This window comes from Rhodococcus sp. WS3 (assembly GCF_003797085.1).
In the GTDB taxonomy this organism is placed as follows: Bacteria; Actinomycetota; Actinomycetes; order Mycobacteriales; family Mycobacteriaceae; genus Rhodococcus_F; species Rhodococcus_F globerula.
On sequence record NZ_RKMA01000002.1, the window covers coordinates 1,256,332 to 1,283,225 of the forward strand.

Annotated in this window: 26 protein-coding genes, 1 tRNA gene and 1 other RNA gene; 14 read left to right on the top strand and 14 right to left on the bottom strand. The window is 62.9% G+C overall.

All coding sequences use genetic code 11. The features are described from left to right. The first annotated feature begins 33 nt into the window (after positions 1 to 33). Together EEB13_RS19810 and pip are read left to right on the top strand one after the other, a co-directional pair. Positions 34 to 465, top strand: a complete 432-nt coding sequence (locus EEB13_RS19810) for a lipoprotein (RefSeq protein WP_033233135.1) — start codon at positions 34 to 36, stop codon at positions 463 to 465. Then, positions 465 to 1,436 (top strand): prolyl aminopeptidase, encoded by a 972-nt coding sequence (pip, locus tag EEB13_RS19815; protein WP_141486096.1) that lies wholly within the window; start codon positions 465 to 467, stop codon positions 1,434 to 1,436. Before EEB13_RS19810 ends, pip begins: the two co-directional genes overlap by 1 nt. Before the next feature lie 7 nt (positions 1,437 to 1,443). Here pip and EEB13_RS19820 read toward each other — a convergent pair whose 3' ends face one another. From EEB13_RS19820 to rnpB, 3 genes are all read right to left on the bottom strand, one after another. Continuing rightward, positions 1,444 to 2,895: an RNB domain-containing ribonuclease gene (locus EEB13_RS19820; protein WP_141486097.1), complete on the bottom strand. Its 1,452-nt coding sequence runs from the start codon at positions 2,893 to 2,895 to the stop codon at positions 1,444 to 1,446. 9 nt (positions 2,896 to 2,904) lie between these two features. Next, a complete protein-coding gene (locus tag EEB13_RS19825; protein WP_033233133.1) occupies positions 2,905 to 3,090 on the bottom strand; it encodes a hypothetical protein in 186 nt (61 codons plus the stop codon). A gap of 336 nt (positions 3,091 to 3,426) precedes the next feature. Beyond that, positions 3,427 to 3,840, bottom strand: an RNA gene (gene rnpB / locus EEB13_RS19830) — RNase P RNA component class A. A gap of 54 nt (positions 3,841 to 3,894) precedes the next feature. Here rnpB and EEB13_RS19835 point away from each other — a divergent pair. Further along, the gene (locus EEB13_RS19835; RefSeq protein ID WP_141486098.1) at positions 3,895 to 4,422 is read left to right on the top strand and encodes a DUF1697 domain-containing protein; all 528 of its coding nucleotides are present in this window, start codon (positions 3,895 to 3,897) and stop codon (positions 4,420 to 4,422) included. Then, positions 4,419 to 5,654 (top strand): SLC13 family permease, encoded by a 1,236-nt coding sequence (locus EEB13_RS19840; protein ID WP_141486099.1) that lies wholly within the window; start codon positions 4,419 to 4,421, stop codon positions 5,652 to 5,654. Before EEB13_RS19835 ends, EEB13_RS19840 begins: the two co-directional genes overlap by 4 nt. Here the strand turns inward: EEB13_RS19840 and EEB13_RS19845 are convergent, their stop codons facing one another. The 4 genes from EEB13_RS19845 to cobC form a co-directional block, all read right to left on the bottom strand. Further along, on the bottom strand, positions 5,655 to 6,818 hold the full coding sequence (locus EEB13_RS19845; RefSeq protein ID WP_141486100.1) for a bifunctional RNase H/acid phosphatase: 1,164 nt from the start codon (positions 6,816 to 6,818) through the stop codon (positions 5,655 to 5,657). Further along, entirely contained in the window at positions 6,815 to 7,552 is a 738-nt protein-coding gene (locus EEB13_RS19850; protein WP_095885946.1) for a zinc ribbon domain-containing protein, read from the bottom strand. Before EEB13_RS19850 ends, EEB13_RS19845 begins: the two co-directional genes overlap by 4 nt. Positions 7,553 to 7,632: 80 nt before the next feature. After that, positions 7,633 to 8,763, bottom strand: a complete 1,131-nt coding sequence (locus EEB13_RS19855; protein ID WP_141486101.1) for a Nif3-like dinuclear metal center hexameric protein — start codon at positions 8,761 to 8,763, stop codon at positions 7,633 to 7,635. Continuing rightward, on the bottom strand, positions 8,760 to 9,809 hold the full coding sequence (gene cobC / locus EEB13_RS19860; RefSeq protein WP_141486102.1) for an Rv2231c family pyridoxal phosphate-dependent protein CobC: 1,050 nt from the start codon (positions 9,807 to 9,809) through the stop codon (positions 8,760 to 8,762). Before cobC ends, EEB13_RS19855 begins: the two co-directional genes overlap by 4 nt. A gap of 56 nt (positions 9,810 to 9,865) precedes the next feature. Here cobC and EEB13_RS19865 point away from each other — a divergent pair, with 56 nt between their 5' ends. From EEB13_RS19865 to EEB13_RS19875, 3 genes are read left to right on the top strand one after another with little or no spacing between them, the layout of a single operon-like run. After that, complete coding sequence (locus EEB13_RS19865; RefSeq protein ID WP_033233120.1) at positions 9,866 to 10,552, top strand: HAD-IA family hydrolase; 687 nt, start codon at positions 9,866 to 9,868, stop codon at positions 10,550 to 10,552. Then, positions 10,539 to 11,015 (top strand): low molecular weight protein-tyrosine-phosphatase, encoded by a 477-nt coding sequence (locus EEB13_RS19870; protein ID WP_045067133.1) that lies wholly within the window; start codon positions 10,539 to 10,541, stop codon positions 11,013 to 11,015. The genes EEB13_RS19865 and EEB13_RS19870 overlap by 14 nt, the downstream gene beginning before the upstream one ends. Positions 11,016 to 11,065: 50 nt before the next feature. Then, positions 11,066 to 11,959: an SURF1 family protein gene (locus EEB13_RS19875; RefSeq protein WP_141486103.1), complete on the top strand. Its 894-nt coding sequence runs from the start codon at positions 11,066 to 11,068 to the stop codon at positions 11,957 to 11,959. Here the strand turns inward: EEB13_RS19875 and EEB13_RS19880 are convergent. Beyond that, the gene (locus EEB13_RS19880) at positions 11,900 to 12,904 is read right to left on the bottom strand and encodes a cobalamin biosynthesis protein (RefSeq protein WP_141486104.1); all 1,005 of its coding nucleotides are present in this window, start codon (positions 12,902 to 12,904) and stop codon (positions 11,900 to 11,902) included. The two genes, EEB13_RS19875 and EEB13_RS19880, sit on opposite strands and share 60 nt — an antisense overlap. A 34-nt stretch (positions 12,905 to 12,938) precedes the next feature. Further along, a complete protein-coding gene (locus tag EEB13_RS19885) occupies positions 12,939 to 13,994 on the bottom strand; it encodes a type III polyketide synthase (RefSeq protein WP_033233112.1) in 1,056 nt (351 codons plus the stop codon). A gap of 151 nt (positions 13,995 to 14,145) precedes the next feature. Here EEB13_RS19885 and EEB13_RS19890 point away from each other — a divergent pair, with 151 nt between their 5' ends. Both EEB13_RS19890 and EEB13_RS19895 read left to right on the top strand, forming a co-directional pair. After that, positions 14,146 to 15,459 carry a glycosyltransferase gene (locus tag EEB13_RS19890; RefSeq protein ID WP_141486105.1) on the top strand — a complete coding sequence of 438 codons (1,314 nt, stop codon included), beginning with the start codon at positions 14,146 to 14,148 and terminating at the stop codon, positions 15,457 to 15,459. 11 nt (positions 15,460 to 15,470) lie between these two features. Beyond that, on the top strand, positions 15,471 to 16,148 hold the full coding sequence (locus EEB13_RS19895; protein ID WP_045067125.1) for a YceI family protein: 678 nt from the start codon (positions 15,471 to 15,473) through the stop codon (positions 16,146 to 16,148). Here EEB13_RS19895 and EEB13_RS19900 read toward each other — a convergent pair. The 5 genes from EEB13_RS19900 to EEB13_RS32085 form a co-directional block, all read right to left on the bottom strand. Next, entirely contained in the window at positions 16,121 to 17,683 is a 1,563-nt protein-coding gene (locus EEB13_RS19900) for a bifunctional 3-(3-hydroxy-phenyl)propionate/3-hydroxycinnamic acid hydroxylase (protein WP_141486106.1), read from the bottom strand. The two genes, EEB13_RS19895 and EEB13_RS19900, sit on opposite strands and share 28 nt — an antisense overlap. Positions 17,684 to 17,837: 154 nt before the next feature. Continuing rightward, positions 17,838 to 17,909, bottom strand: a tRNA-Val gene (locus EEB13_RS19905). A gap of 32 nt (positions 17,910 to 17,941) precedes the next feature. Further along, complete coding sequence (locus EEB13_RS19910; RefSeq protein WP_033233192.1) at positions 17,942 to 18,406, bottom strand: peroxiredoxin; 465 nt, start codon at positions 18,404 to 18,406, stop codon at positions 17,942 to 17,944. A 104-nt stretch (positions 18,407 to 18,510) separates the two neighbouring features. Next, positions 18,511 to 18,936: a DUF3052 domain-containing protein gene (locus EEB13_RS19915; RefSeq protein ID WP_033233108.1), complete on the bottom strand. Its 426-nt coding sequence runs from the start codon at positions 18,934 to 18,936 to the stop codon at positions 18,511 to 18,513. Positions 18,937 to 19,113: 177 nt separating this feature from the next. Next, positions 19,114 to 19,644, bottom strand: a complete 531-nt coding sequence (locus EEB13_RS32085) for a hypothetical protein (RefSeq protein WP_242484692.1) — start codon at positions 19,642 to 19,644, stop codon at positions 19,114 to 19,116. A gap of 271 nt (positions 19,645 to 19,915) precedes the next feature. Between EEB13_RS32085 and aceE the strand changes: the two genes are divergently transcribed. From aceE to EEB13_RS19950, 5 genes are all read left to right on the top strand, one after another. Further along, positions 19,916 to 22,771 carry a pyruvate dehydrogenase (acetyl-transferring), homodimeric type gene (aceE, locus tag EEB13_RS19930; protein WP_095885936.1) on the top strand — a complete coding sequence of 952 codons (2,856 nt, stop codon included), beginning with the start codon at positions 19,916 to 19,918 and terminating at the stop codon, positions 22,769 to 22,771. An 83-nt stretch (positions 22,772 to 22,854) separates the two neighbouring features. Then, positions 22,855 to 24,183, top strand: a complete 1,329-nt coding sequence (locus EEB13_RS19935) for a PucR family transcriptional regulator (protein ID WP_084702724.1) — start codon at positions 22,855 to 22,857, stop codon at positions 24,181 to 24,183. A 142-nt stretch (positions 24,184 to 24,325) separates the two neighbouring features. Continuing rightward, positions 24,326 to 25,234 (top strand): ACP S-malonyltransferase, encoded by a 909-nt coding sequence (locus EEB13_RS19940; protein ID WP_033233098.1) that lies wholly within the window; start codon positions 24,326 to 24,328, stop codon positions 25,232 to 25,234. A gap of 83 nt (positions 25,235 to 25,317) precedes the next feature. Continuing rightward, positions 25,318 to 25,593, top strand: coding sequence for a meromycolate extension acyl carrier protein AcpM (gene acpM / locus EEB13_RS19945; RefSeq protein WP_033233096.1), 276 nt, complete (start codon positions 25,318 to 25,320; stop codon positions 25,591 to 25,593). Positions 25,594 to 25,600: 7 nt separating this feature from the next. Continuing rightward, positions 25,601 to 26,851, top strand: coding sequence for a KasA/KasB family beta-ketoacyl-ACP synthase (locus tag EEB13_RS19950; RefSeq protein ID WP_033233094.1), 1,251 nt, complete (start codon positions 25,601 to 25,603; stop codon positions 26,849 to 26,851). Positions 26,852 to 26,894: the final 43 nt, after the last annotated feature.

A 26,894-nucleotide genomic window follows, 5' to 3' on the forward strand; every position in this document is an offset into this window, starting at 1 on the left:
CTGTCTCTCGAAAAGAAATTCAGGGGTGCGTTCATGATCGGTAACCGTCGTCATTTCACAGCTGCCGTTGTTGGTTCGGCTGCTCTCGTGACGGTTCTGAGCGGATGCGCGGGAGGGACCACAACCTCTCCCGCGCCCAGCTCGGCCACACCGACCACATCGGCCGCGGCAACCACGACCGCTGCTGCGGCGGGCACGTTCACCGAAGCGCAGGTGCAGCAGCTGTGCTCGGACATGGAAGCCGAACTGCAGAATTGGCGAACAGTCACCCCGACGCTCGGCAAGGGCGCGCTCAACCTCCTGGTCGGGTCCTGGGCGAGCCAGAACGGCATCAATCTGATCGACCTTGCGGCGCATCGTGATCGCGTCGACACGGCGATGGCGGCCACGTGCCCGGAAATCCGGGATGGCGCGCTGTACGCGCTTGAGATCCCCGACCTCGCTTCGGGCATGGTCGGTTTCTGATGACCGAAACCGGTGAACTCCGCGAACTCTATCCCCCGATCGAGCCACACACGTCGGGCTTTCTCGACGTCGGCGACGGCCAACGCATGTACTGGGAGATCAGCGGAAACCCCGACGGCAAACCCGTCGTATTCCTGCACGGCGGCCCCGGCGGTGGGACACACCCGTCGCTGCGGCAGTTCTTCGATCCCGACGCATACCGGATCATCCTTCTCGACCAGCGCGGATGCGGTCGGTCGACGCCGCACGTCGCCGACGGCGCCGATCTGTCGGTCAACACCACCGACAAACTCCTGCACGACATCGAAGCCCTGCGTGAGCATCTCGGAATCGAGCAGTGGATGGTGTTCGGCGGGTCGTGGGGTTCGACTCTCGCACTCGCCTATGCCGAAACCTTCCCGACTCGGGTCACCGAACTCGTGCTGCGCGGGATATTCCTCCTGCGCCGAAGCGAAATCGACTGGTACTACAACGGCGGAGCGGGTCATATGTTCCCCGAACGCTGGGCCAAGTTCCTCGAACCGGTACCCGAGAACGAGCGCGGCGATGATCTGGTTGCGGTCTACCACCGCCTCCTGCATTCCGACGACGCGGATGTGGCAGAGCGCGCCGCTGTCGCCTGGTCCGCATGGGAGGGTTCGACAAGCTTCCTGATCCCGAAACCGGAGAAGGTCGAGGAGAACTCCGAAGTACGCTTTGCCCTGGCTTTCGCGCGGATCGAGAACCACTACTTCGTCAATGCCGGCTTCATCGACGAAGCTCAACTGCTGACCAAGAGTTCAGCCCTGCACGGCATTCCCGGAACAATCGTGCAAGGCCGCTACGACGTCGTCTGCCCCGCAACCAGCGCCTGGGACCTCCATCATGCCTGGCCGGAGTCGAAGCTCGTCATCGTCGACGACGCCGGCCATTCCGCGATGGAACCCGGCATCACCCATCACCTGCTCGAGGCAACAGACTCCTACCGGTAACTCGGCTCTATGCCGGGAAGCTGAACTCCACAGTCCGCTTAGCTGTGTCGACGGCGGTGAGTCGCACCTTCACCCGCTCACCGTCGTCGGGAGTGCCGACGCACTTGGCGATCACGGTCACCGACGGTATGAACACCTCGGCAGCGCGCTTGCCGTCCTTGGATCGCATCACCACAGCATCGAATACCTCGCCGACGCGGCCCTCGAGCAACGTCACCTCGGTCAGATCGATACATGCGCGATCCACCTTGTTCGCGACGGAATCCGATCCGCTCATGATCGGCGGCAATTCAGGCAACGCGGTCCGCACCCAATCCGGTACGGGCGTACCAGCACTGATCGCCAGACATATCTCGGTACTGAATCGATCGGACAGCCGGCGCAGCGGAGCAGTCACGTGGGCGTAGGGCGCGCCGATGCCCGCATGCACTGTCAGATCGGGCAATTGGCCGTCGAACGCCGCATAGTCGGCGCCGCGCAGCAAAGACGGCGCTACCGACATCAAGGCCATCGTGGACGGCTCCTGCGCGTCGAGTCCGGCAAGAATCTGCCCCACCGTCTTGCCCGGCGGCCACGTAATACCCAGCGCAACCGCAGTTCTCCGCAACGTGTCCACTGCCGATTGCTCGGCCGGCGGCAACGTCCGTAACAATCCGACACCTGCGTCGATCATCATTCGGCCGGCGCACATCCCGGTCAACAGAGACACTTCGGCATTCCAGTCGTCGGCTTCCGTCCGCGGTTCCAACACAATTCGCCACCGACCGGATTGATCCGGTCCGGCCTCTTCCCGCACCACGGACTGCTCCGGCAACTTCAACTCTATGGCGCCCCGGGCTATCGCCGAGTCACCGCGGAGACGGCCGAATTCCGGTAGCGCCGCGATCGACGGGTGCAAAGTGCCGGCATCAGCGTCGGCCTGAACCGTCGAATAGTCCAGACGCGCCACGGATTTCACGAGGGCTCGGGTTACGGACCACGACGTCGGCTCGGCGTTGACGTCGAGTTCGATTCGCCAGAGTGCAGCCGGACGAACCACGTCCGGCAAGAGGCTGGCCGAATCTTCCGACAACACACGCGGATGCAGGGGTACGGAACCGTCCGGGAGATAAAAGGTTTGGCCCCGCCTCCGGGTTTCGATATCGAGCGCGGCGCCCGGAACCACCACCGCGGCAACATCCGCGATGGCGTAGTGGACGACAAAGCCGCCGGCCGACTTCTCCAGATGCACTGCCTGATCGAGATCCATCGATCCGGGCGGATCGATGGTGACGAACTCGATGTGCGTAGCGTCCAGTCGGCCGTCCGCATGGCGATCTCGGGCATTCTCGGCCTCGACCATCGCCGCACTGCCGAACGCGTCGGGCAACGAAAACTCAGCCCGAATCGTCCCGAAGTCGATTCCCTGCACCGTTATTCGACCTAGGGGCACGCGTCCTCCACCTTCGATTCGGCGCATAGACCGAACTCAGTTGTTCCAGTCGTCGTCGGCCCGATCAGCGGCTTTGTTGCGTTCCGCGGCGATCTGCAGTGCATGCTCTGCCGACTCCCGATCAGGGTACGGCCCCATTCTCGTCAAAGATGAGGGACCCTTGCCTTGGGAGACAGAACCATCGGACACATCGAAGTACCAGAGTCGATCTTCATCAGTCATGAATACAGTGTGGCATTTCAGTGGGAGTCAGGCTTGTAGATCGCTGTGAGACTGCTATTCTTTCGACTTGGCCTGGCAGGTGAAAACCGGACAATCGAACGGTGAGTTCTGCTTGATCGCCCTCGACAAGCTACGAACAGAAATTGGAGCGCGCAATGTCCGCAATTCTTTACGATTACCTTCTCCCGCTCATGGGCCATGACGCGGCAACCTACTGGGCGACCCTGTTGGTCATCAAGCCCATCTGATAACCGCCACACGAACTACGACATACAACCCCCGTCGGCCATGCCGGCGGGGGTTGTATGCGATTGCGAAGCCTTGAGAAAGTCAGGGCGAACGAGTTGGCGTATAAGCCGGATCCTGTCCTCGACACCGAAGTGACGAGTGGCGACCATCCATCTGGACACACCGTCGCCGGGTGCCTCACGCGGTTCACCCGCAAGCTCGGGCGAGCAGCCCTCGAACACTTGCGCAGCCGCACCGCACGCGATGCGACCTTCAACCTTGCTCCGGGCGGGGTTTACCTAGCCACCCCGGTCACCCGGGGTGCTGGTGCGCTCTTACCGCACCGTTTCACCCTTACCTGCCCCGAAAGGCAGGCGGTCTGTTTTCTGTGGCACTGTCCCGCGAGTTGCCTCGGGTTGCCGTTAACAACCGCCCTGCTCTGTGGAGTCCGGACTTTCCTCGACTCGGGGCCTGTGCGCACTACGCGCTGGTTCCCTGATCCGCGGCCGCCCGGCCAACTCGTCCGCCCCAGTAGGTTACCGGGTGGCTGTCGGTGACCCGAACTATGGTCGCTGTATGACTCGGTACGTGGCCCTGCTACGCGGCATCAATGTCGGCGGTATCAACATCAAGATGGTGGACCTTGCGCGCGTCTTCACAGAACTCGGATTCGAGCGTGTGAAAACGGTCCTGGCGTCAGGCAATGTCCTCTTCGACAGCACCAGCGCCGATGTGCCCGCGCTGAAGAAAACCATCGAAACCGCCCTCAACCGCGAATTCGGGTACGAAGCCTGGGTGTTCGTGCTCGACACCGCAGAATTGAAAGCCATCGTCGACGGATATCCCTTCGACCCCGACCGCGAAGGGTGGCACGCATACGCGATGATCGCGTCGGAGCCGTCGGTGCTCGCAGAGCTCGCCGAATCGGCCGCGGGACTCGACCCGGCAGTCGAACAGGTAGCACCGGGTGACGGCGTTTTGTACTGGGAGGTCGAGAAAGGCATGACCGTCAAGAGCACCTTCGGCAAGAACACCGGCAAACCGAAATTCAAGGCGTACACCACCACCCGCAATCTGAACACGCTCCACAAACTTCTGAAGTGAGTCTGCTTCCGATCATTCTGGTCGGCGTTGTGCTCGTGTTCGCGATCGTTCGCCCACGCGGGCTGCCCGAGATCGTGGTAGCCGGCCCCGCCGCGATTACCGTGGTTCTCGCCGGCGCGGTCACTGTCGGTGAAGCCCGCGATGAAGTGACAGCAATGGCACCGACCGTCGTGTTCTTGGTTGCGGTGCTGATTCTCGCTCATGCCGCCGACGCTCTCGGTGTCTTTCACTGGGTGAGTCAGGTGCTGCGGCAAGGCTCGCGCCGAGATCCGCGCCGCCTGCTCACCTACGTCTTCGGCGCAGCGGCCCTGACAACCGCGGTACTGAGCCTCGATGCAACGGTTGTGCTGCTCACCCCGGCTGTGATCGTTGCCGCCCGATCCATCAACGCCAGCCCACAACCGAACTCGTATGCCGCTGCGCACCTCTCGAATTCGGCGTCTACCCTGCTGCCCGTCTCCAATCTGACCAATCTCATTGCGTTTTCGGCAACCGGACTGACCTTCCTGCACTTCACCGCCCTGATGGCGCTGCCGTGGATCGTGACGATCGTGATCGAGTACGTGATCTTTCGATGGTTCTTCCGATTGGAGCTGCGCGCGGACACAACCGACGGACCGGTTCCGGAAATCCGTCACTCCCCCGCACCCGTGCTGCCGTTGTCGATCATCGGCGCAACGCTGTTCGGCTTTGCCGCTTCGGGATTCGTCGGCATCGAACCGGCGTGGGTGGCCGTCGCCGGTGCGGCAGTGCTGTCTGCGATCGCTCTCCGTCGCCGCAGAACCGACCTGAAGCGCATCGTGTACGCGGCCGATCTGTGGTTCTGCGCATTTGTGCTGGTGCTCGGCGTTGTGGTGGCAGGCGTCGCACACGGTCCCGTCGGGGACGCTGTTGCGCGGATACTGCCGTCGGATACCGGCTATGTCTCGCTGCTCGTGGTGGCAGCGGTCGCGGCGATCGCGTCGAACCTCGTGAACAACCTGCCGGCCACCTTGCTGATGATCGCGGCCCTTGGCCCCTCGGCCCCGACCGGCCTGGTACTGGCCATGCTGATCGGGGTGAACCTCGGCCCTAATCTGACCTACGTCGGCTCACTCGCAACAATGCTGTGGCGGCGAGTGGCCACCAGCGTGGACGCTGCGCCCACGCTGGCAACCTTCACACTGCTCGGTCTAGCTACGACGCCACTGACCCTTCTCGGGGCAGTCAGCGCGCTCTGGTTAGTTCTGTAGTCAGCGCAGGTGCGACGTGTCGTTCACGAGTCGCACCGATGCTCCACCGTCAGGGTAGAACTCGGCGATGCTCAGCGACGCCAAATCCAGGTGCAGGCGATACAGCAACGACGGACCAGCGTCGAGCGCCAATTGCACCAGGGTCTTGATCGGTGTCACATGAGAGACGACGAGCAGTGTCGACCCGCTGTACGTTGCGATCAGATCGTCACGCGCGGCAATAACGCGCTCCCGAACCTCGTCGAAGCTCTCACCGCCGGGCGGCTTCACGGACGTGTCGGACAACCATGCCGTGTGCAGTTCCGGATCACGCTGCGCCGCTTCACGAAACGTGAGCCCGTCCCAGTCGCCGAAATCGGTTTCGATCAGACCTTTGTGCTCGATCACCGGCAGGCCGAGAACCCGCGCCGACTCCTCAGCTGTCTCGCGCGTGCGGCCGAGCGGGGAGGAGACAATGGCGTCGATGCCACCGCGACTGCCGAATCGTGCTGCTGCGCCGGCGGCTTGAGCGCGCCCCAGTGCCGTGAGGATCGGATTACCCCGGCCCGAATAACGGCGATCGACCGACATCGCTGTCTGACCGTGACGCAGCAACAACATCCGCGTCGGCTTGCCCACGCTGGCCGTCCACCCAGGCGAACCGGCGATCTGCGGTTCGGACGAGGTCTCGGCGGGCGCAGTTCTCGGCGTGGACACCGGGACGGGTTCGCTTGCGGTCTCGATACCTGCAGAGTCAAGGCCGGCAGTTTCCATTCCGGCTGCCGCGTCCATCGCCTCGTTTGCCAGCCGATCCGCATGCGAATTCTCCGCGCGGGGAATCCAGGTGTACGTCACGCTCGCGAACTGCGCCGCCACCTCTGCGGCCTCGCGCTGGAGCGGAATCATGTCCGGGTGCTTGACCTTCCAGCGACCGGACATCTGCTCGACAACCAGTTTGGAATCCATCCGGACATCAACATCGGAGGCGCCGAGTTCACCGGCAGCGGTCAATCCCGCAATGAGCCCGCGATACTCCGCAACATTGTTGGTGGCGGTGCCGATGCTTTCCTTGCGTTCGGCCAGCACCGTGCGAGAGCTGTCGAACACGACAGCGCCGTACCCCGCCGGACCTGGGTTTCCCCGCGATCCACCGTCGGCCTCGACGATGACTCGTGACAAACTCACAGACCGGACTCCTTGGTACGCACCATGATTGCGCCGCACTCGGGGCAACGGACAACAACGTCGGATGCCGTGCCGGCAATGCGCGAGATCTCACCGCGGTCGATTTCGATCCGGCAGGCACCACAGCGGCGAGCCTGAAGCAAGGCTGCGCCCGGTCCCCCGAGGGTGCGCTGCTTTTCGTAGACCGCCAGGAAATCGGCGGGGAACTCGCCGACCAGACGCTCACGGTCCGCGACGCAGCGCTCCTGCGCCTTGTTCAGATCGGCCATAGCGTCGTCGCGACGACGCTTGGCGTCGATCAGTTCCTCTTCTGCCTGCGACAGCTGCGCGCCGGCGTGATCGTAATCTGCCTGCAGCGCCTCACGCTGTTCCATGACCTCGAGCAACTCGTCTTCGAGAAGCCCCTGCCTACGCACAAGGCTGCCGAGTTCGTGTTCGAGTTCGGTGAGCTGCTTGGCTGCTACGTTGCCGCTCTGCAAGAGAGTGCGGTCTTTGTCTTCGCGCTGACGGACAGCGTCGATCTCACCTTCGAGCTTGCGGATATCGCGATCGATGTCGTCGATCTGGATTTCGACGCCGACGGACGCGTCCTTGCGGCTGATGCGCTCAGCCTCGAGACGGTCCACTTCCTGCTGCTCGGGAAGCGCACCGCGTCGATGTGCGATCCGGGTGAGCTCCGCATCCACGCCGGCGAGGTCGAGAAGCTTGGCTTGCACCTGTGGTTGGACGTTCACGCTGTGTAACTCCTGCTGTATGTCCGGTGACGGGTCTGCTGTTGAAATGTTCGTGCAACCGTACCTTGATCGGTGGCCACCTACGACGCACTCAGGCACCACGGATCGGTGCGGATGGTGCTGACTCGACTGTGCCACTCGGGAACGGACCCGAATGCGGCGTCGACCACCGACTTCGCCTGGGCACACCACGGATATTCACTGGCCCAATGTGCAACGTCGACGAGCGCCGGTCCACCGGCCCGCAGATGCTCGTCCGCCGGGTGATGCCGCAGGTCGGACGTCACGTACGCGTCGACGCCCAGCGCGGACACCACACCGAGATACGAATCGCCGGAACCGCCGCAGACCGCGACGGTACGCACCATCGCGTCGGGGTCGCCGGCCGCGCGAACGCCCCATTCCGTCGACGGCAGTGCTCCTGCGACTCGCGCCGTGAACTCACGCAGCGTTTCGGCGTGCGGAAGCTCACCGATGCGGCCGAGGCCCCGAGAACTCGGGAAGGTGGCCAGCTCGAACACGTCGAAGGCCGGTTCTTCGTAGGGGTGTGCGGTGCGCAGAGCGTCGAGTACCGCCGTGCGTTTGGTGCGCGGCGCGATGACCTCGATCCGATCTTCCGAGACCTGCTCGAGCGCGCCGACGCTTCCGATTGCGGGAGTTGCCTTGTCGCCGGGAAGGAATTGCCCGGTGCCCGTGACCGTCCAGCTGCACTCGCTGTAGTCGCCGATGCGGCCGGCTCCTGCCTCGAACAGTGCGCCCTGCACTGCGTCGGTGTGGTCGATCGGCACCATGACCACCCACTTGTCCAGGGGCTGTGAAGGCTTCGGCTCGATCGGGCGCAGCACTGTCAGACCCAAAGCGTCCGCCAGAGCGTCGGAGACACCGGGGTCGGCTGAATCGGCGTTGGTGTGCGCCGAGAACAAGGCACACCCCGCTTTGATCAGCTTGTGTACCAGGGCACCCTTCGGCGTGTGCGCGCCGACGGTGTCCACTCCGCGCAGCAACAACGGATGGTGCACAACCAGCAGGTCCGCGCCGGAGGCAATTGCGTCGTCGACCACGGATTCGGTGGGATCCACGGCAAAAACGACGCGGCTCACCGAATCGGCCGGGTCACCGCACACCAATCCGACAGAATCCCACGACTCGGCCAATTCCGGTGGGTACGCGGCCTCGAGTACAGCTATGACGTCGGCGAGGGTTGTGCTCACAAGATCTCCTTCATCGCGTCGATCAGGATCGACACCTGATGCGGCGGGCGGACTGCCAACCGCAGATGATTCGGGCCGAGTCCGGGGAACGTATCGCACCGTCGAACAGCGATGCCGCGCTCGCGCAAATGCAGACGCATCGCTTCGCCATCGGCAAGTTCGAGCAGAACAAAGGGTGCCGACGCAGGCTCGTGGACCGAGATACCGTTGGCCGAAAAGCTGAGGGCGCGAAGCTCGCGGCACAACGACTCGCGATCACGGGCGATCGCAGTTGCCTTCTCCTGCGACTGCGCCACCGCCGATGGTTCACAACAGGCCCTGATCGCTTCGATCTGCAAACTTCCGAGTGGCCAATGTGCCCGGCCTTCGGTGAGCCGCGTCAGCACATCGGGTGCTCCGAGCGCGTAGCCGCATCGCAAACCAGCCAGCGCCCATGTCTTTGTCAGACTGCGCAGCACCAGCACGTCCGGCAGAGACTGATCAGCGACACTCTCGTTTTCACCAGGCACCGCATCGCCGAAGGCCTCGTCCACGACCAGAATTCGGCCCGGCCGACGCAGTGCAAGCACATCGTCTTTCGGATGCAACACCGACGTCGGATTGGTGGGGTTACCCAGAACCACCAGATCTGCCGATTCGGGGACGGCTGCGTCACGCAACAGATACGGCGGTTCCAGGATCACCTGCGTCACGGGTACACCGGCTTCCCGCAGAGCCAATTCCGGTTCCGTGAACGAGGGATGGATCAACGCAGCCGATGTCGAGCCGAGCCGGGGCAGCATCGCAAATCCCTCGGCTCCACCGGAGAGCAACAGCACTTCGTCGGGCCGTCGGCCATGGCGCGCCGCGACGGTTTCCCTGGCCCGCAGTTCCGCGGCCGCAGACGGGTACGCACCGAGGCTCGACAACTCCTGCGCCAGGCGCTCCCGCAGCCACTCCGGTGGCCCGTCGCCTTGAACGTTGACGGCAAAATCGAGAAGGCCCGGCTGCGCGTCGACGTCCCCGTGGTGACGCAAACTGTCCAGGTTGTCCGCTGCGATACTCACGGTGACGAGACTACGGGCGCGGACAGGGCTCCCCACGTGCGGGATAATGACCTTCTGTGAGCTCACTTCCCCTCGATAGTTTTCCCGTTGTCCTCTTCGACCTCGACGGAACCATCACCGATTCGGCCCCCGGAATCCACCGCGGGTTCCGTCATGCGCTGGCTACCGTCGGCCGGCCCGAACCCACCGAAGAGATGCTCGCCGCAGTCATCGGCCCGCCCATGATCGACACGTTCCGCTCAATGGATATGCCCGCCGACGAGGTCGAGGCGGCGATCGGCGCGTACATCGAGCGCTACGACGCCGTCGGCTGGAGTGAAAACTCGGTCTTCGACGGTATGGACGATGTACTCGCCCGGGCCAGCGCGCACGGCACCCGCTTGGCGGTCGCGACGTCGAAGTCGGAACGGTTTGCGATTCGTATCCTCGAGCACTTCGGCCTCGCCCACTATTTCGAGTTCATCGGCGGCGCCAGCGACGACGGTTCCCGGCGGGCCAAGCCGGATGTCATCGCGCATTCGTTGACCGAACTCGGGCTGACCCCGGTGAGCGCAACCGACGGCGGCACCGCGGATGTGATCATGGTGGGCGATCGCGATCACGACGTTCTGGGAGCAGCCAAGTTCGGAATTCCCGCGCTGTTCGTCGAATGGGGTTACGGTCACGCATCCGAAGCGGACGGCGCCCGTCACTCGGTTGCGTCGACCACCGAACTGGGAGGACTACTCGATGGCCGGCACTAAGTCAGTACTGCACGTGACGTTTGTCTGCACCGGCAATATCTGCCGGTCGCCGATGGCAGAGAAAATCCTGCTCGGCCATCTGCAACGCGAAGGTCTCGACGATCAGGTTCGGGTGACCAGCGCCGGTATCGACGGCTGGCACAGCGGCGAGGAAGCCGACTCACGAACCAACAAGATTCTCCTCGCGGCCAACTACCCGACCGGCCACAGCGCAGCTCAGGTCAACGACGACCACCTGTCGGCGGACCTCGTCGTACCCCTCGACACCGGCCACGATCGTGAGCTCGCTCACCTTGGCGTTCCGACGGAACGACGTCGGCTGCTGCGTTCCTTCGACCCCGATGCCGACGGGGACTCGGTGCCGGACCCCTACTACGGTGACTTCTCCGATTTCGAACTGGTCCAGGATCAGATCGAAGCGGCAATTCCGGACATCCTGGTCTGGATCCGCGAACGACTGTAGGACGCGGAGCTGAATTCACTCAGTTCGGAAGAACGGATACCGTAGTAGTCGTGCGGAGACTCAAATTCTTGTTGCGGCCCGGTTGGTTGGTACTGGCAGCTGTGGTCGGCATCTTCGCCTACATGTGCTTCACCGTGCTGGCGCCATGGCAGCTCGGAAAGAACACGTCCACCGAGTACCGCAACGATCTGATCTCCAATTCCATCAACGCGGAGACAGTGCCCATCGGCAATGTCATCGCCGACGGCACCATCGCGCCGGCCGACGAGTGGCGAAACATCACAGCCGCCGGGTCCTATCTCCCCGATGCCGACATCCTCGTCCGCCTTCAGTCCGTCGAGGGTGCACCGGCCTACGAGGTCTTGACTCCGTTCGCCCTCGACGACGGCCGAACCATCCTCGTCAATCGCGGCTTCGTGCGGCCGATCACGGGTGCGGAAGCGCCTCCGATTGCCGCGCCGCCCACCGATCCCGTCACCTTGAACGGCCGGGTTCGCTTGTCGGAGGGCACGGCCCCCGGCCGAGTTCCGATGTTCGAAGACGGCGCTAAGCAGGTCTACTCCATCGACGCGGGCCCGATCGGCGAGTTCATCGGCACCGATCTTGTCAACGCGTACATCCAGCTCGAGCCCGACCAGCCCGGCGGACTCGGCACCATTGCGCTCCCCCAACTCGACGCCGGCCCGTATCTCTCGTACGGATTCCAGTGGCTCGCATTCGGCATCATGGCACCACTCGGACTGGCGTACTTCATCCGTGCGGAATGGCGGGAGCGACGCAAGGAGAAGGAAGAGTCTGCCGATACAGCTGGCGACGACTCGACTCCAGCGCCGACTCCGACCCCGGCACGCACTATCGGGCGTCGCAAAAAGCCGGAGCCCGAATCAGTTCCGCGAACGGCCAAGGAAGTCAAACTTGCCGACCGCTACGGCAACAGCCGCTGACGTTATCGCGGCTCCGATCTGAACTATCGAGGACAGCCTCGACGCCCGGCGCAAATCCGTCGGCGTCGGGGCTGGTCCGTTTCCGAGCACCGGACGCATTTCGACGCCGTAGGAGTACTGCGTGCGTCCTCCGAGCGAGATACCCAATGCTCCCGCAGCGCTGGCCTCGGCCACGCCCGCATTGGGACTCGGATGCGCCGACGCGTCACGACGCCACGCGGATAGAGACTCGCGCGGCGAACCGCCGACCAACGGTGCCGATGCGGCGGTGATCACACCGGTCAATCGGGCGGGCACAAGATTGACCAGATCGTCGAACCTGGCTGCGGCCCATCCGAAGTTGCGGTACTTCTCGGAGCGGTAGCCGATCATCGCGTCCAATGTGTTTGCGGCGCGGTAGACGAACAAGCCCGGGATACCGAGCACGGCACCCCACAGCAGCGCGCCCACGGTCGCGTCGGACGTATTCTCGGCCACCGATTCCAGGGCCGCTCGGGTGAGGCCTTCCTCGTCCAGGACCGACGGATCGCGACCGCACAGCGACGGAAGTAGGTCGCGTGCATCGGTGAGGTCCCCACTTCGCCTGGATTCCTCGAGCCGCACCGCCATGTCGTGTCCGGTCCGCGCGAGCGACGTCCCGCCGAGCACCGCCCACGTGGCCGCGGCCATAACACCGGCGTGTGCGAGCCACCCGCCGCGTCGAGCAACGCTTTCGGAGACCAGTCCGAGTGCCCCCACTCCGGTCAACAACACCGTTACGTGCACGGTGCCCGCAACCTTGCTGTCGGAGTAGGAAACCCGCTGCAGAGCAATCGCACTCGTACCGAAACCGGCGACGGGATGAAACCTTGCGGGGTCGGCAAAGTAGCGGTCGGCAGCAAAGCCGAGGAGCAGGCCGGCGGCGCGAGCAGTGACAGGGTGACGGTTCTTGGACGCGTTGAGCACAGAACAGTTCTACCCGCGCCCGCTGCCGTCAGGTTCAGACGGCCTGGAACCGCATGGTTTCCGCGGTCAGTCCCGGACCGAAAGCCATCGCACAACCGGCCTTTCCACTGTGCTCGCCGTTCTTGTTCTGCTCCATCATCTCTGCCAGCACGAAGAGCACGGTGGCCGAGGACATGTTTCCGTAGTCGTTGAGGATCTTTCGTGATGCGGCCAGATCGGTCGGCGCCAACTCCAAAGACGTTTCGACGGCATCGAGTACGGACCGACCGCCGGGGTGCACAGCCCACAAGCCGATGTCACTCTTGTCCGCACCGGCAAGAATCAGCTTCATGCTTTCATCGTCCAAAGCGCGCGACAGGGTCCCGGGAACCTTGCCGGACAACACCATGTCGAAGCCGAGCTCACCGATTCTCCACGTGATCAGTTCCGCGGAATCGGGAACCATCACTGCCTGGAAGGAATTCATCGCCAGCCCTTCGGACTCGGCGGAGATCAGGACGGCGGCACAACCGTCGCCGAACACGAGGAACGAGAGCATCGTCTCGAGATCCTCGGACTTCTGCAGATGCAGCGAGCAGAGTTCCGTGCTGACCACGAGGACCCGCGCATTGGGCTCCGAACGAACGATGTGATGCGCCAGCTTGAGTCCGTTGATGCCGGCGAAGCAGCCCATGAACCCGATCTGCGTGCGCTCGACGGACGGGCTGATCCCACACTGTTTGATGATCTCGAAGTCGATTCCGGGAGAATAGAATCCGGTACACGTGATGACGATCAGGTGGGTGACCTCGGAGGCACGGTCACCGAGATTCAGACCGTTCACGGCGCGCACGGCCAGTGCCGGTGCGGTGCGTTCGAACTCGATCATGCGCGTTTCGGTGTTGATTCCGTTGGGGTCGCCGCTGTAAAAGTCGTCAACCGAGCTGATTCCGGAGTATCGGTGCGAAATCTGCGCCCGATCGGCCATACGGCGGAACAGCAACTGCTTGCGCCGAAGAGTGAAGGAATTGTCTGCGAACTCCACGAAGGCATCGTGTATGTCATGCTCTGGCACAACCGTCGAGATCTTGTTGATGTAGGCGGTAGTCATGTCGAGCCTCCGAGGAACTTGGTTGAAGCTTCTACAGTGTGCAGAATTCAGATGAAATCACATCGGAGAACAAAACGGGGACCTACGTCGTTTGGCGGACTGTCCAGTCTCACAATGCATCCGAGACCGATACACAGAAACAAGGAGACCGGTGAGTTCGATACTGCTCTGCAGCGCACCGCTGACAGGCCACGTTGTTCCGATGCTCGCTGTCGGAAAAGCTCTGATCGAAACGGGTCACTCCGTATCGATACTGACCGGCGACAAGTTCGCGCGGCGCGCCGACTCAGCGGGAATCACACACATCCCCCTTCCCCCCGAATGCGATTTCGACGAGCACAACATGGAAGCCGCGTTCCCAGGACGGTCACGTCGGCCCGGACCACTTCGTTCCCGATTCGACCTCGAGAGAATCTTTGTCGCATCGATGTCCGCGCAGTACAGGGCAGTTGAGCGCATCATCGAATCCACATCCGTCGATGCCGTCGCCGCCGAGAATTTGTTCATGGGATTGATCCCGCTGCTGAGCGGATCACCCGCTTCCCGACCGCGTGTATTCGCGATCTGCACATCACCTCTCATGTGCACGAGCATCGATACCGCACCGTTCGGACCGGGGTTTCCACCGTCGTCGACCCGCGCCGGACGCATCCGCAACCAGGCGCTCAACAGCGCTTTCGAGTACGGAATTCTGCGCGCCGCACAGTCGTCCGCCGACCGCCAACACCAACAACTGACCGGCAATGCGATCCCGGATTTTGTTCTGAACTGGCCCATACTCGCCGATGAAACATTTGTGCTGACCACCGAATCGTTCGAGTATCCGCGCAGCGATCGCGACCACCGATTGACGTTCAGCGGCCCGATCCTCTCGACATCGAGCAGCGATTTCACGCCACCCACCTGGTGGAACGACCTCGACGGAGACCGACCAGTGGTGCTCGTCACACAAGGGACCCTCGACAACGGTGACCTGAATCGATTGATGGAACCCACAATTCGCGGCCTGGCCGATCAGGACGTACTTGTGGTCGCCACAACGGGGGGCCGCCCGATCTCCGACGTGTCGGCCACCGCCGAGAACCTCCGCGTCGCGGAGTTCCTCCCCTACGATCAACTTCTTCCCAAAGTCGATGTCATGGTCACCAACGGAGGCTGGGGCGGCGTGCACTACGCCCTCGCACACGGCGTCCCCTTGGTAGTTGCCGGAACCACCGAGGACAAAGCCGAAATCTGCCGCCGGGTCGAAATCTCCGGTACCGGCATCAACTTGCGACGCGGCACCCCACGTGCGCGTTCCATCGCCACGGCCGTCCGACGTGTCCTCGACGACAAAGCGTTCCGCACGCGCGCTCAGGAATTGCAACGAGACCTCTCCGAGCTATCAGCCAGCGCAACCATCGCGGCAACCATTGCGGGGGCGTCCGAAAACGTAACTCCCCCATCTGGTTCACAATTGCACTAATCTTCGCCCTCATGAACAAACGATGGTGGTGGGTGATCGGCTCCGCGGTGGCCGTAGTGCTGGCAGTCGTACTTGCCGGACCCTGGGTGTACGCAAATTTCATTCACGGTGATCAGCCGGACGCGCTCGGACTGAGCGACGACGCCGCTCCCGCCGACGCGTCGGCAGAAATCGACGGTACGTGGACCGTCGGGCCCGGATCGAAGGCCGGCTACGAAGTGTGGGAAACGCTCCAGGGACAACGGGTCTTCGTCCGCGGACAGACCGAGAAAGTCAGCGGCACCGCGACCGTCGAATCCGAGAAGCTGACCGAGGGAACCGTCGAGGTCGCCGTTGCCACCATCGCAACCGACGACGGCCGACGCGACTTCCAGTTCAGCAACTCCGTGATGAACGCCAGCAAGTTCCCCAAGGCGACGTTCACCATCACCGAACCCGTTGACCTGAGCACAGTCCCAGCCGACGGCACCATCACCACCATCCCGATCACCGGCGAGCTCACTCTCAAGGGCGAAACCCGTCCGGTGACAACTGATTTCGATATCCGTAGGTCGGCTGCCGGAATCGAAGCCGCCGGCGCCATCGATGTCACGTGGACCGATTACAAGATCGACAAGCCCACCATGTTCGCCAACATCATCGTCGAGGACGCCGGCCAGATTCAGTTCTCGATCATCCTGTCCAAGTAGTTCGCCGCGACTCGGGAACCGACCAGCGCACGCGCCCACGTGGATTCGCGCGCAGGCCCGTTCCCGAGTTTTGCATAATCCGCCACCACCCGATCCGGGCGCACGAGAACTGCGCGGGCGCGGTGTCGATCCATCCACGACGACACCGCGCGACCGGTTTCGTCACTACCGACGAGCACTTCCACAGCTCCGAGCGCCGACGCGAGAACCCTGAGATGGGTGTCCATCTCACCGCGATACACCAGAGCAAAACCAGTGCCAAGACGATCGTCGTCGCCGGCATGTTGTTGTGGAAACATCAATCCGACAGGGTTTCTCGCCAACACGGGGCGCCTCGCCAACAGCCCTGCCCGCAGCCTCGGAGAAATCGACTTCATCGCCGGTCCACTGAACCCCGGCACTCGGCACACCGCTGTCAGGATGGATTGACGCGCCTGCGAGATGAAGCCCTTTCCGCCGGCCATCACCCAGCCGATCGCCACAGCAGCTCGAACAATCTGCGTCACATGCGGTTTCCGTTCCTCCTGATAGCTGTCGAGGATCGACCGTTCAGCAGTGCCGTCCACCACCGCCGCCAGCTTCCACGCCAGATTGGCCGCGTCACGCAACCCTGCACCCATGCCTTGCCCGATGAAGGGTGGCGTCAAGTGCGCGGCATCGCCGAGCAGGAAGACGCCGTCGCGCCCCCACACGTCGGCCACAACGGCACGGAATGTGTATCCGGTATGACGCAGCACTTCCGCTGCCTCCCAGGGCACCTCGCGGAACCACGGCGCCAGTAATGCGCGTAAAGAATCCTCTGACGCGAGTTCGTCGACGCTCTCCCCGGGATTGATCCGGAACTCCCACCGGTAGCGGTCTGGGCCGATCTGCATGAACGTCGACGGGCGCGACGGGTCGCACACTTGGTAGACGCCATCCCACACGTCGAGGGAGACGCCGCACCGCACATCGACAACCAACCAGAGTTCTTCGAAATGGAGATCACGCATCTTCGTGCCGAGGAACTCGCGGGTCCGACTGTTCGCGCCGTCGCATCCGAGCACAAAGTCAGCAGTGACTGTGCGCCTCGCTCCGGAATCCTGTTCCACCAGTTCAACTTCGACAACGGAATCCACGCTGCGAGTCACTGTCGCCTCCACCCCGGCGACTACGGTGGCTGCGGGAAAGCCCGCAAGATTGTGCCTGAGCAGGTTCTCGAGGTCAGGCTGATCGAACATATTCGCCTGGGGCCAGCCGTGTTCTCCGACGCCCTCACGGCGTAACTCCAGCAGGGTTTCCAAACTGCCGTCCACCAACCGCATCCCTCTGGCGGTTTTGCTGATTGCGGCGAATTCGTCAGCTACACCCAGCTTTTGGAGTATCCGGTGGACCTCGTCGTCGAGGTGCACCGCACGAGGAAGCGGGTAGATGCCGCGGTGGCGTTCGACGACCATGGTCTCGACACCACGTTGGGCGAGCAACGTCGCGGCGGCAATACCAGTCGGCCCAGCTCCGATGATCAGTACAGCTACATGTTGGGCGTGCGTTGGCACCGATGCTCCAGAGTTCGACGTGCAAGAGTTCGATCATCTGTGGGCGGGCCCGCTGCGTCAAGGGGTTCCTCAGCCAGATTAACCCGGAGACCGGAGACTAGAAAAACAAAAACCCTGACCACACCGGAGCGCAGATCAGGGTTTTGTCATTCGGTGGGCGCGGAGGGTTTCGAACCCCCGACCGCTGGTGTGTAAAACCAGAGCTCTACCACTGAGCTACACGCCCGAACTCCCGGCGAGAACCTCACCGGGAGTGCTCTAAGACTCTAGCGCGGCAATCGCATTTGCCCAAAGCGCGTGGTCACGGGCCTCTCCGGGGCCATTCATCTCGGCAAAACGGATGATTCCATCCTTGTCGATGACAAAGGTTCCACGGTTAGCGAAGCCCAGCTTGTCGTTGAACACGCCGTACTTCTGCGCAACCTCACCGTGCGGCCAGAAATCGGAAAGCAACGGGAAGGTGTAGCCCTGCTCGGCGGACCAGATCTTGTGTGTCGGCGAAGCGCCGACGGAGATGGCCAGGATTGCCGTGTCGTCGTTTTCGAACGTCGGAAGCTCGTCGCGGACCTTGCAGAGTTCGCCCTGGCAAGTTCCGGTGAAAGCCAACGGGTAGAAGACGAGCAGAACGTTCTTCTTACCGCGGAAGTCTGCGAGCGAGACTTCCTGGTTGTTCTGATCCTTCAACGTGAATTCCGGTGCCTGAGCACCAACTTCGAGAGGCATGGATTTCATCCTTCACTGACGATAGGAAAAGTTTCGGAAATACGACAGTGCATCGGACGTCGCACTTGCGTCATCCGATGCACTGTTGCTCGATGCGGGCTTGATCAGCGCTTGCCTGCTGGGCGAGCCTTCGGCTGAACGAGTCGGCTTGCCGACCAGTCACCGAGGTTCGCAGCAGACGTCTGAGTCAGTCCTGCTGTAGGGGCAGATTCAGCGATCTCGCTGGGCTCGACGTGTCCGTCGCGCCCTGTCTTAGGTGTGAGAACCCAGACAAAACCTTCGTCTGCGAGAGGACCGATGGCATCCATCAGCGCGTCGACAAGGTCTCCGTCTTCATCGCGCCACCACAGCAGCACGACATCAATGACTTCGTCCGAATCCTCGTCGAGCATTTCCCCGCCGATGGTTTCCTCAACCGCGGCACGAATGCCGTCGTCGGTATCCTCATCCCAGCCCAGTTCCTGCACCACCATATCGGCAGTAATCCCGAGTTTCTGAGCGTAGTTCTGGGCATCCGCCGCGGCGACCACGGTGGGGTCCTCCTTTTGTTGATGGTGCACGGAGTCCCCGCGCACCGACCGTTTAACGTTCGATTAGGGAAAGCGAACATGGTCGAAGGCGTTAGCGCAAGCCGACCACGCCGAAAACTTTTCCGGATTTGTGTCCGCAGACACGCCCGGAACCCTACGCCTTCGAAAATCTGCAGGTCACAGCGCTCCGCATTCGGTGCGGATCGAATCCCGAATTGAATTGGTTGTATCGGTGATCGAATTGATTTCGTCCGGCGAATGGTCGCGCTTGACGACGCCGGCGATCGACCGGAGGTTGTCGGCCAGGTCTCCGAACAGTCCGGACAGCGCGGCGGGAACGTCCGCGGTCGCGGTGTCGAGCCACCCTGCGAATTCGTCTGCCGAGGACGCAGCTGCCTGCGCTTTGCTCGTCACGTCGGACTCGTCGTTGTTGTTGGCGTCGATGTAGGCGTTGAAGACGGCCACGTCGTCCTTCGATCGGCGTATCAGCTCTTCACAGGTCTGGAACGCGATCTCGACCGCGTCGGCTGCAGCTTTCGACGACGATGCTGCAATCGACGCCGTCACCTCGGCCTGATAGGCAGCAGCCTGCACCCTGTTCGGAGTCGGTGATCCCTCGACGGCACCCGAACACCCCACGATCACCACAGAACCCACCGTCAACGCGCCGATCGCGACAACTAATCCACGACGTCGATACCGGTCCACGCTTTTTCCCGATCCCCTGACCGGTCCCGCCTTCATCACCGACGAATCCCCCCTCACATCGCGTTGCCACCGGCAACTCTTGCAGCCGAACGTCGAACTCGAGAACGCTACCCGACGGTAACCGGGGCCACAGTGTGCCAGGCCGACCGGGATGGTGAAAGATGAGGTACGCGCCATATTCATCATGGAAGTGGATCGGACCTAACAAGGTCCCGGTCACCTACGTAAGGACGCCCAACCACGCGTCCCTAACCCCTCTGAGGAGCACACGTTGTCTGACCTGATCCAGGGTCCCTCGTCCGAGCCGAACGCCGAGTCCGGGGGCACGGGAGTGCCAGGTTCACCATCCCCAAGCGCACCCCCTGGAGCGGACGGCCGTGTTCGCGTCATTCGCGAAGGCGTCGCGTCGTACCTGCCGGACATCGACCCGGACGAAACCACTGAATGGCTCGAGTCGTTCGACGGACTTCTGGATCGATCAGGCCCGACCCGCGCCCGCTACCTGATGCTGCGCATGCTCGAACGCGCCGGCGAGAAGCACGTCGCACTGCCCGCCCTGACGTCCACCGATTACGTCAACACGATCCCGACCGAGAACGAACCGTGGTTCCCGGGCGACGAAGAAGTCGAACGCCGTTACCGCGCTTGGATCCGCTGGAACGCAGCCATCATGGTGCACCGCGCGCAGCGCCCCGGCGTCGGCGTCGGTGGCCACATCTCCACCTACGCGTCCTCCGCCGCGTTGTACGAGGTGGGCTTCAACCACTTCTTCCGCGGCAAGGATCATCCGGGCGGCGGTGACCACATCTTCATCCAGGGCCACGCCTCCCCCGGCATCTACGCGCGAGCGTTCCTCGAAGGCCGCATCCCGGCTGAGCAGATGGACGGCTTCCGTCAGGAGCAGAGCCACGCCGACAAGGGCGGCGGACTCCCGTCGTACCCGCACCCCCGCCTGCTCCCCGACTTCTGGGAGTTCCCGACGGTATCGATGGGCCTCGGCCCGATGAACGCCATCTACCAGGCGCGGTACAACCACTACCTCAACGATCGCGGCATCAAGGACACCACCGATCAGCATGTGTGGGCATTCCTCGGCGACGGCGAAATGGACGAGCCGGAGTCGCGCGGTCTTGCACACGTCGCGGCGACCGAAGGCCTCGACAATCTGACGTTTGTCGTCAACTGCAACCTGCAGCGCCTCGACGGCCCGGTTCGCGGCAACGGCAAGATCATCCAGGAGTTGGAGTCGTTCTTCCGCGGCGCAGGCTGGAACGTCATCAAGGTCGTATGGGGCCGCGAGTGGGATTCGCTGCTGCACGCCGACAAGGACGGCGCGCTCGTCAACCTGATGAACGTGACTCCGGACGGCGACTTCCAGACCTACAAGGCCAACGACGGCGCGTTCGTGCGTGATCACTTCTTCGGCCGCGACCCGCGTACCAAGGAACTGGTCAAGGACCTCACCGATCCGGAAATCTGGAACCTCAAGCGTGGTGGCCACGACTACCGCAAGGTTCACGCCGCGTACGCCGCCGCGATGGCTCACAAGGGCCAGCCGACGGTCATCCTCGCGCACACCATCAAGGGCTACACGCTCGGCAAGCATTTCGAGGGCCGCAACGCGACGCACCAGATGAAGAAGCTGACGCTGGACGATCTGAAGGCCTTCCGCGACATGCAGCACATCCCGATCTCGGATGCCGAGCTCGAGAAGGATCCGTACCTGCCTCCGTACTACCACCCAGGCAACGACGCTCCCGAGATCCAGTACATGCTCGATCGCCGAAAGGCACTCGGCGGTTTCCTGCCGTCCCGCAACACGGACGCAGCACCGCTGAAGCTTCCCGAGGACAAGACGTACGACGTCATCCGCAAGGGTTCGGGCAAGCAGGAAGTGGCCACGACCATGGCCATCGTCCGCATCCTCAAGGAACTGCTGCGCGACAAGGAGATCGGCAAGCGCATCGTGCCGATCATCCCGGACGAGGCCCGCACCTTCGGTATGGACTCGTGGTTCCCGTCGCTGAAGATCTACAACCGCAACGGACAGCTCTACACGTCCGTCGACGCCGAACTCATGCTCGCCTACAAGGAGAGCCCGGTCGGCCAGATCCTGCACGAGGGCATCAACGAAGCCGGCTCGACGGCGTCGTTCACCGCGGTCGGCACGTCGTACGCGACGCATGGCGAACCGATGATTCCGCTGTACATCTTCTACTCGATGTTCGGTTTCCAGCGCACCGGCGACGGCCTGTGGGCAGCAGCCGACCAGATGGCCCGCGGATTTGTTCTCGGCGCAACTGCCGGTCGCACGACGCTGACCGGTGAGGGCTTGCAGCACGCCGACGGACATTCGCTGCTCCTGGCATCCACCAACCCGGCCGCGGTCACCTACGACGCGGCGTTCTCGTACGAGTTGGCGCACATCGTCAAGGACGGCCTGCGTCGTATGTACGGCGGTACCGAAGGTGTTGCCGGCTTCGGCGGCGAGAACATCTTCTACTACCTCACCATCTACAACGAGCCGTACGTGCAGCCTGCCGAGCCTGCCGACCTGGACGTCGAGGGACTGCTCAAGGGCATCTACCTCTACAAGGCATCCGATGCGCAGGGTCCGAAGGCTCAGATCCTCGTTTCCGGTGTTGCCATGCCGGAAGGCCTGCGGGCTCAGCAGATGCTCGCAGACGACTGGGGCGTCTCGGCTGACATCTGGTCCGTCACGTCGTGGGGCGAACTGCGCCGCGAGGGTGTCGAGTGCGAGCGTCAGGCTCTGCTCAACCCGGGCGTCGACGCTCCGGTTCCCTTCGTCACCAACGCGTTGGCGTCGGCGCAGGGTCCCGTTGTGGCGGCATCGGACTGGATGCGCGCCGTCCCGGATCAGATCCGCCAGTGGGTTCCGGGCGACTACATCACGCTGGGCACCGACGGTTTCGGATTCTCCGATACCCGCACTGCCGCTCGTCGTTACTTCAACGTCGATGCCGAGTCGATCGCCGTGGCCGTGCTCAACGGTCTGGCCAAGGAAGGTTCGATCGACCGAAGCAAGGCCGTCGAGGCAGCTGGTCGGTACCGCATCGACGATGTGAATGCTGCTCCCGAGCAGACCGGGGACACCGGTAGCGCATAGTTTCCACCGCTACCGATAACCACTTCCGCCCATTGCTGCGGGTGTCATCACGACATCCGCAGCGATGGGCGTAGGTTTTTGTCATGCCTGATCCTGATTCTGATGTGCCTGCATCCGGGGTACCTCCGGTAGGAGTACGACGCATCCGGTCGTCGACTTCCGGGTTGCAGGCGTCGCTGTCGCGGCGGCGTCAGGTTCGCGATCCACTGCCCGAGGCTTTGCTGCGGCGGGTCAAACAGTTCTCCGGACGGCTGGCGACCGAAGCCGTGACGGTCATGGAGGAGCAACTCCCGTTCTTCGACACCCTGGACGCGTCCCACCGCGCAGACGTTCAACTGTTGGTGCAGACGTCAGTGGTGAATTTCCTCGAATGGCTCAGGCAGTTGGATTCGGAGATCAGCTTCGGATACGAGTCCTTTCCGGTCATTCCTCAGGAGTTGGCGCGGCGACTGACGCTGCGGCAGACGGTCGACATGGTTCGCGTTGCCATGGAGTTCTTCGAGAAGTGGTTGCCGGCGTTGGCTCGCAACGATCAGCAGCTCATCGCGTTGACCGAGGCCGTTCTTCGGTACGGACGTGAACTCGGATTTGCTGCTGCATCGGTGTACGCCAGCGCCGCTGAATCGCGTGGCGCATTGGACAGCCGACTGGAAGCACTGGTGGTCGACGCCGTGGTCCGCGGCGATACCGGCTCCGACATGCTCTCGCGCGCTGCCACGTTGAATTGGGATGCAACTGCTCCGGCAACGGTCATCGTCGGATCACCGCCGCCCGATGAACGGGTCTCGGTCGCAGGAACCGTCCACGCCACTGCTGCGGCCCACGGCCGAGCGGTACTCGCAGTCGTTCAGGGCAGCCGCCTGGTGATGGTTGTCAGCGGCGACGTGACCAGCAAGTCCGCGCAGAGCGAGTTCATGCAGGATCTTCTGCGGAGCTTCGCCGGCGGCCCGGTGGTGATCGGCCCGACGACCCCAAGTCTGAGCGCCGCGCATTTCAGTGCGTCTGAGGCTTTTGCCGGAATTAAAGCGGTCGTGGGATGGCGGGGAGCGCCGCGCCCGGTGTTTGCGACGGAGCTACTGCCGGAACGCGCACTACTCGGCGATCAAGCTGCCGTCGACGCTCTCCAGGATCATCTCGTTACTCCGTTGGCGGAAAGTGGCTCCGTCTTGACCGACACTTTGGACACTTATCTCGACTGTGGAGGTGCGGTTGAGACTTGTGCACGTCAGCTGTTTGTTCATCCAAATACGGTGCGATACCGCCTGAAACGAATTACCGAAGTGACCGGTCGGGATCCAACCAATCCACGGGACGCGTACGTCCTGCGTATAGCCGCTACCGTGGGCCGATTAAGCGAAATCGATAACAAATCGGACACAACGTTCACTCCCGTCACACCGTTCACAGTGTGACAAATTGCCTTGTAACCCTTTCGCGTCCAATTCCGATGAGGAAACGCGACGTGGGAATTTGTGGGAAACCTACAAAACACACCACCAGAGTTCATCGCCACCGACATCTCGAACTTCACTGCTGCCAGTGTTCTCTTAATAAGTGATTTCCTTGCTTGCCCCGGGACAGGGCTCTCAGACACCCGGCATGCTCAGCCCATGGCTGGCATTGCCCGGAGCGCAAGACCGCCTGGAAATGTGGTCGAAAGCCGCAGGTCTCGACCTCGTCCGTCTCGGAACCACCGCGACCGCGGAAGAAATCACGGACACGTCCGTGACTCAGCCCCTGGTCGTCGCAGCAGCACTGCTTGCCTACGAGGAAATCGAATCGCAGGGCCTCCTCGGAACTGGCGTCATTGCCGCCGGTCACTCGGTGGGCGAACTCGCCGCGGCGGCAATCGCGGGCGTCATCACTGCTGACGAAGCTGTCGCACTCGCAGCACTGCGCGGCGCGGAGATGGCCAAGGCATGCGCACTCGAGCCCACCGGCATGTCCGCGGTCCTCGGCGGTGACGAAGCCGAGGTACTGGCCCGCATCGAGGAACTCGGACTCGAAGCCGCTAACCGAAATGCTGCGGGTCAGATTGTTGCAGCCGGTTTACTCAGCGCCCTCGAAGAGCTTGCGGCCAGCGCACCCGAGAAGGCTCGCGTGCGGGCACTTCCCGTCGCCGGTGCCTTCCACACCCGATTCATGGCTCCGGCCCAGGACGCCGTTGCAGCTGCTGCCGCCAAGATCACCCCGTCTGATCCCACGCGCACGCTGCTGTCCAACTCGGACGGCGCACCGGTCTCCTCTGGTGCCGACGCCCTCACAAAACTTGCCGCGCAGGTAACTCGACCCGTTCGTTGGGACCTCTGCTCCGCTTCGTTGCGGACCGCAGAAGTCACCGCGATCGTCGAACTCCCGCCGGCCGGAACCCTCGTCGGTATTGCCAAGCGCGAAATGCGTGGCACTCCGACGGTGGCCCTCAAGAACCCGGAGGATATCTCCGCTCTGTCCGGACTGACCTAGCCCGGGCGCTTCACCCTGAGTTCAGCTGCCCAGAAGCTGGACTTGGTTCACCACCTCAATCGATCAAGAAGGGAGCCACACCAGTGGCCCACACTCAGGAAGAAATCATCGCGGAACTCGGCCAGATCGTCGAGGAGGTCACCGGAATCGAGCCTTCCGAGGTCACCGCTGACAAGTCGTTCGTCGACGACCTCGATATCGACTCCCTGTCCATGGTCGAGATCGCAGTTCAGACGGAAGACAAGTACGGCGTCAAGGTTCCGGACGAGGATCTGGCCGGCCTGCGCACCGTCGGCGACATCGTCGCGTACATCCAGAAGCTCGAAGCCGAAGGCGCCGAAGCCAAGAACGCAGAGTGAGCCGACCGTGACTTCCGCTTCTACCCGCAGGGGGAAATTTCCCGACATCGTTGTCACGAGCCTCGCGACGACGACGTCGGTGGCTGGTGATGTGGATGGCACGTGGAAGGCTTTGCTCGCCGGCGAAAGCGGCATCGGAGTCCTCGACGACCCGTTCATCGACGAATTCGACCTTCCGATTCGCATCGGCGGGCACCTCAAAGTTTCACCGGACGAGGGTCTGTCGAGAGTTGAAATCCGACGGATGAGCTGGGTCGAACGACTCGCGCTGACCCTCGGCCGGACTGTGTGGAGCAATGCCGGCAGTCCCGAGGTCGATCAGGACCGCCTCGCGGTTGTCATCGGCACCGGACTGGGCGGCGGCGACACGCTGATCGACGCAGTCGACAAGCTTCGCGGAGGTGGATACCGCAAGGTGTCCCCGTTCTCGGTGCAGATGGTCATGCCGAACGGGCCGGCGGCAACGGTGGGACTCGAGCTCGGCGCCCGTGGTGGCGTCATCACTCCCGTTTCCGCATGTTCGTCGGGTTCCGAAGCGATCGCCCACGCGCACCGCATGCTTGTCATGGGTGACGTGGACATGGTGGTGGCCGGCGGAGTCGAGAGCTTCATCGACGCCGTTCCCATCGCAAGTTTTGCCATGATGCGTGCGATGAGCACCAATAACGACAATCCGACCGCGGCTTCGCGTCCGTTCGACAAGGACCGCGACGGATTTGTGTTCGGTGAAGCCGGCGCGCTGATGATCCTCGAAACCGAGGAGCATGCAAAGGCGCGTGGCGCCACGATTCACGCACGTTTGTTGGGCGCGGGAATCACATCCGACGGTTACCACATCGTGGCACCGCATCCCGAGGGTCTGGGCGCGGCTCGAGCCATGACGCGGGCAATCGAGATGGCCGGTCTCTCGAAGGCCGACATCAAGCACATCAATGCTCACGCCACCGCGACGCCGATCGGCGACATCGCGGAGGCAACGGCGATCAACTCCGCCGTGGGCAACCACGCGGCGGTGTACGGACCGAAATCCGCACTGGGACACTCGATCGGCGCTGTCGGCGCCCTCGAGTCCGTTCTGACGGTTCTGGCTGTGCGCGACGGGATCATTCCGCCGACGCTCAATCTCGACAACCAGGATCCAGAGATCGATCTCGACGTCGTCAAGGGCGAAGCCCGAACCGGCAGTTTCGATTTCGCACTGAACAACTCGTTCGGTTTCGGTGGGCACAATGTTGCGCTCGCTTTCGGCCGGGCATAGCCAGTCGTTGACCTTGTCCGCGGGTGATGTTGGAACGGAAATG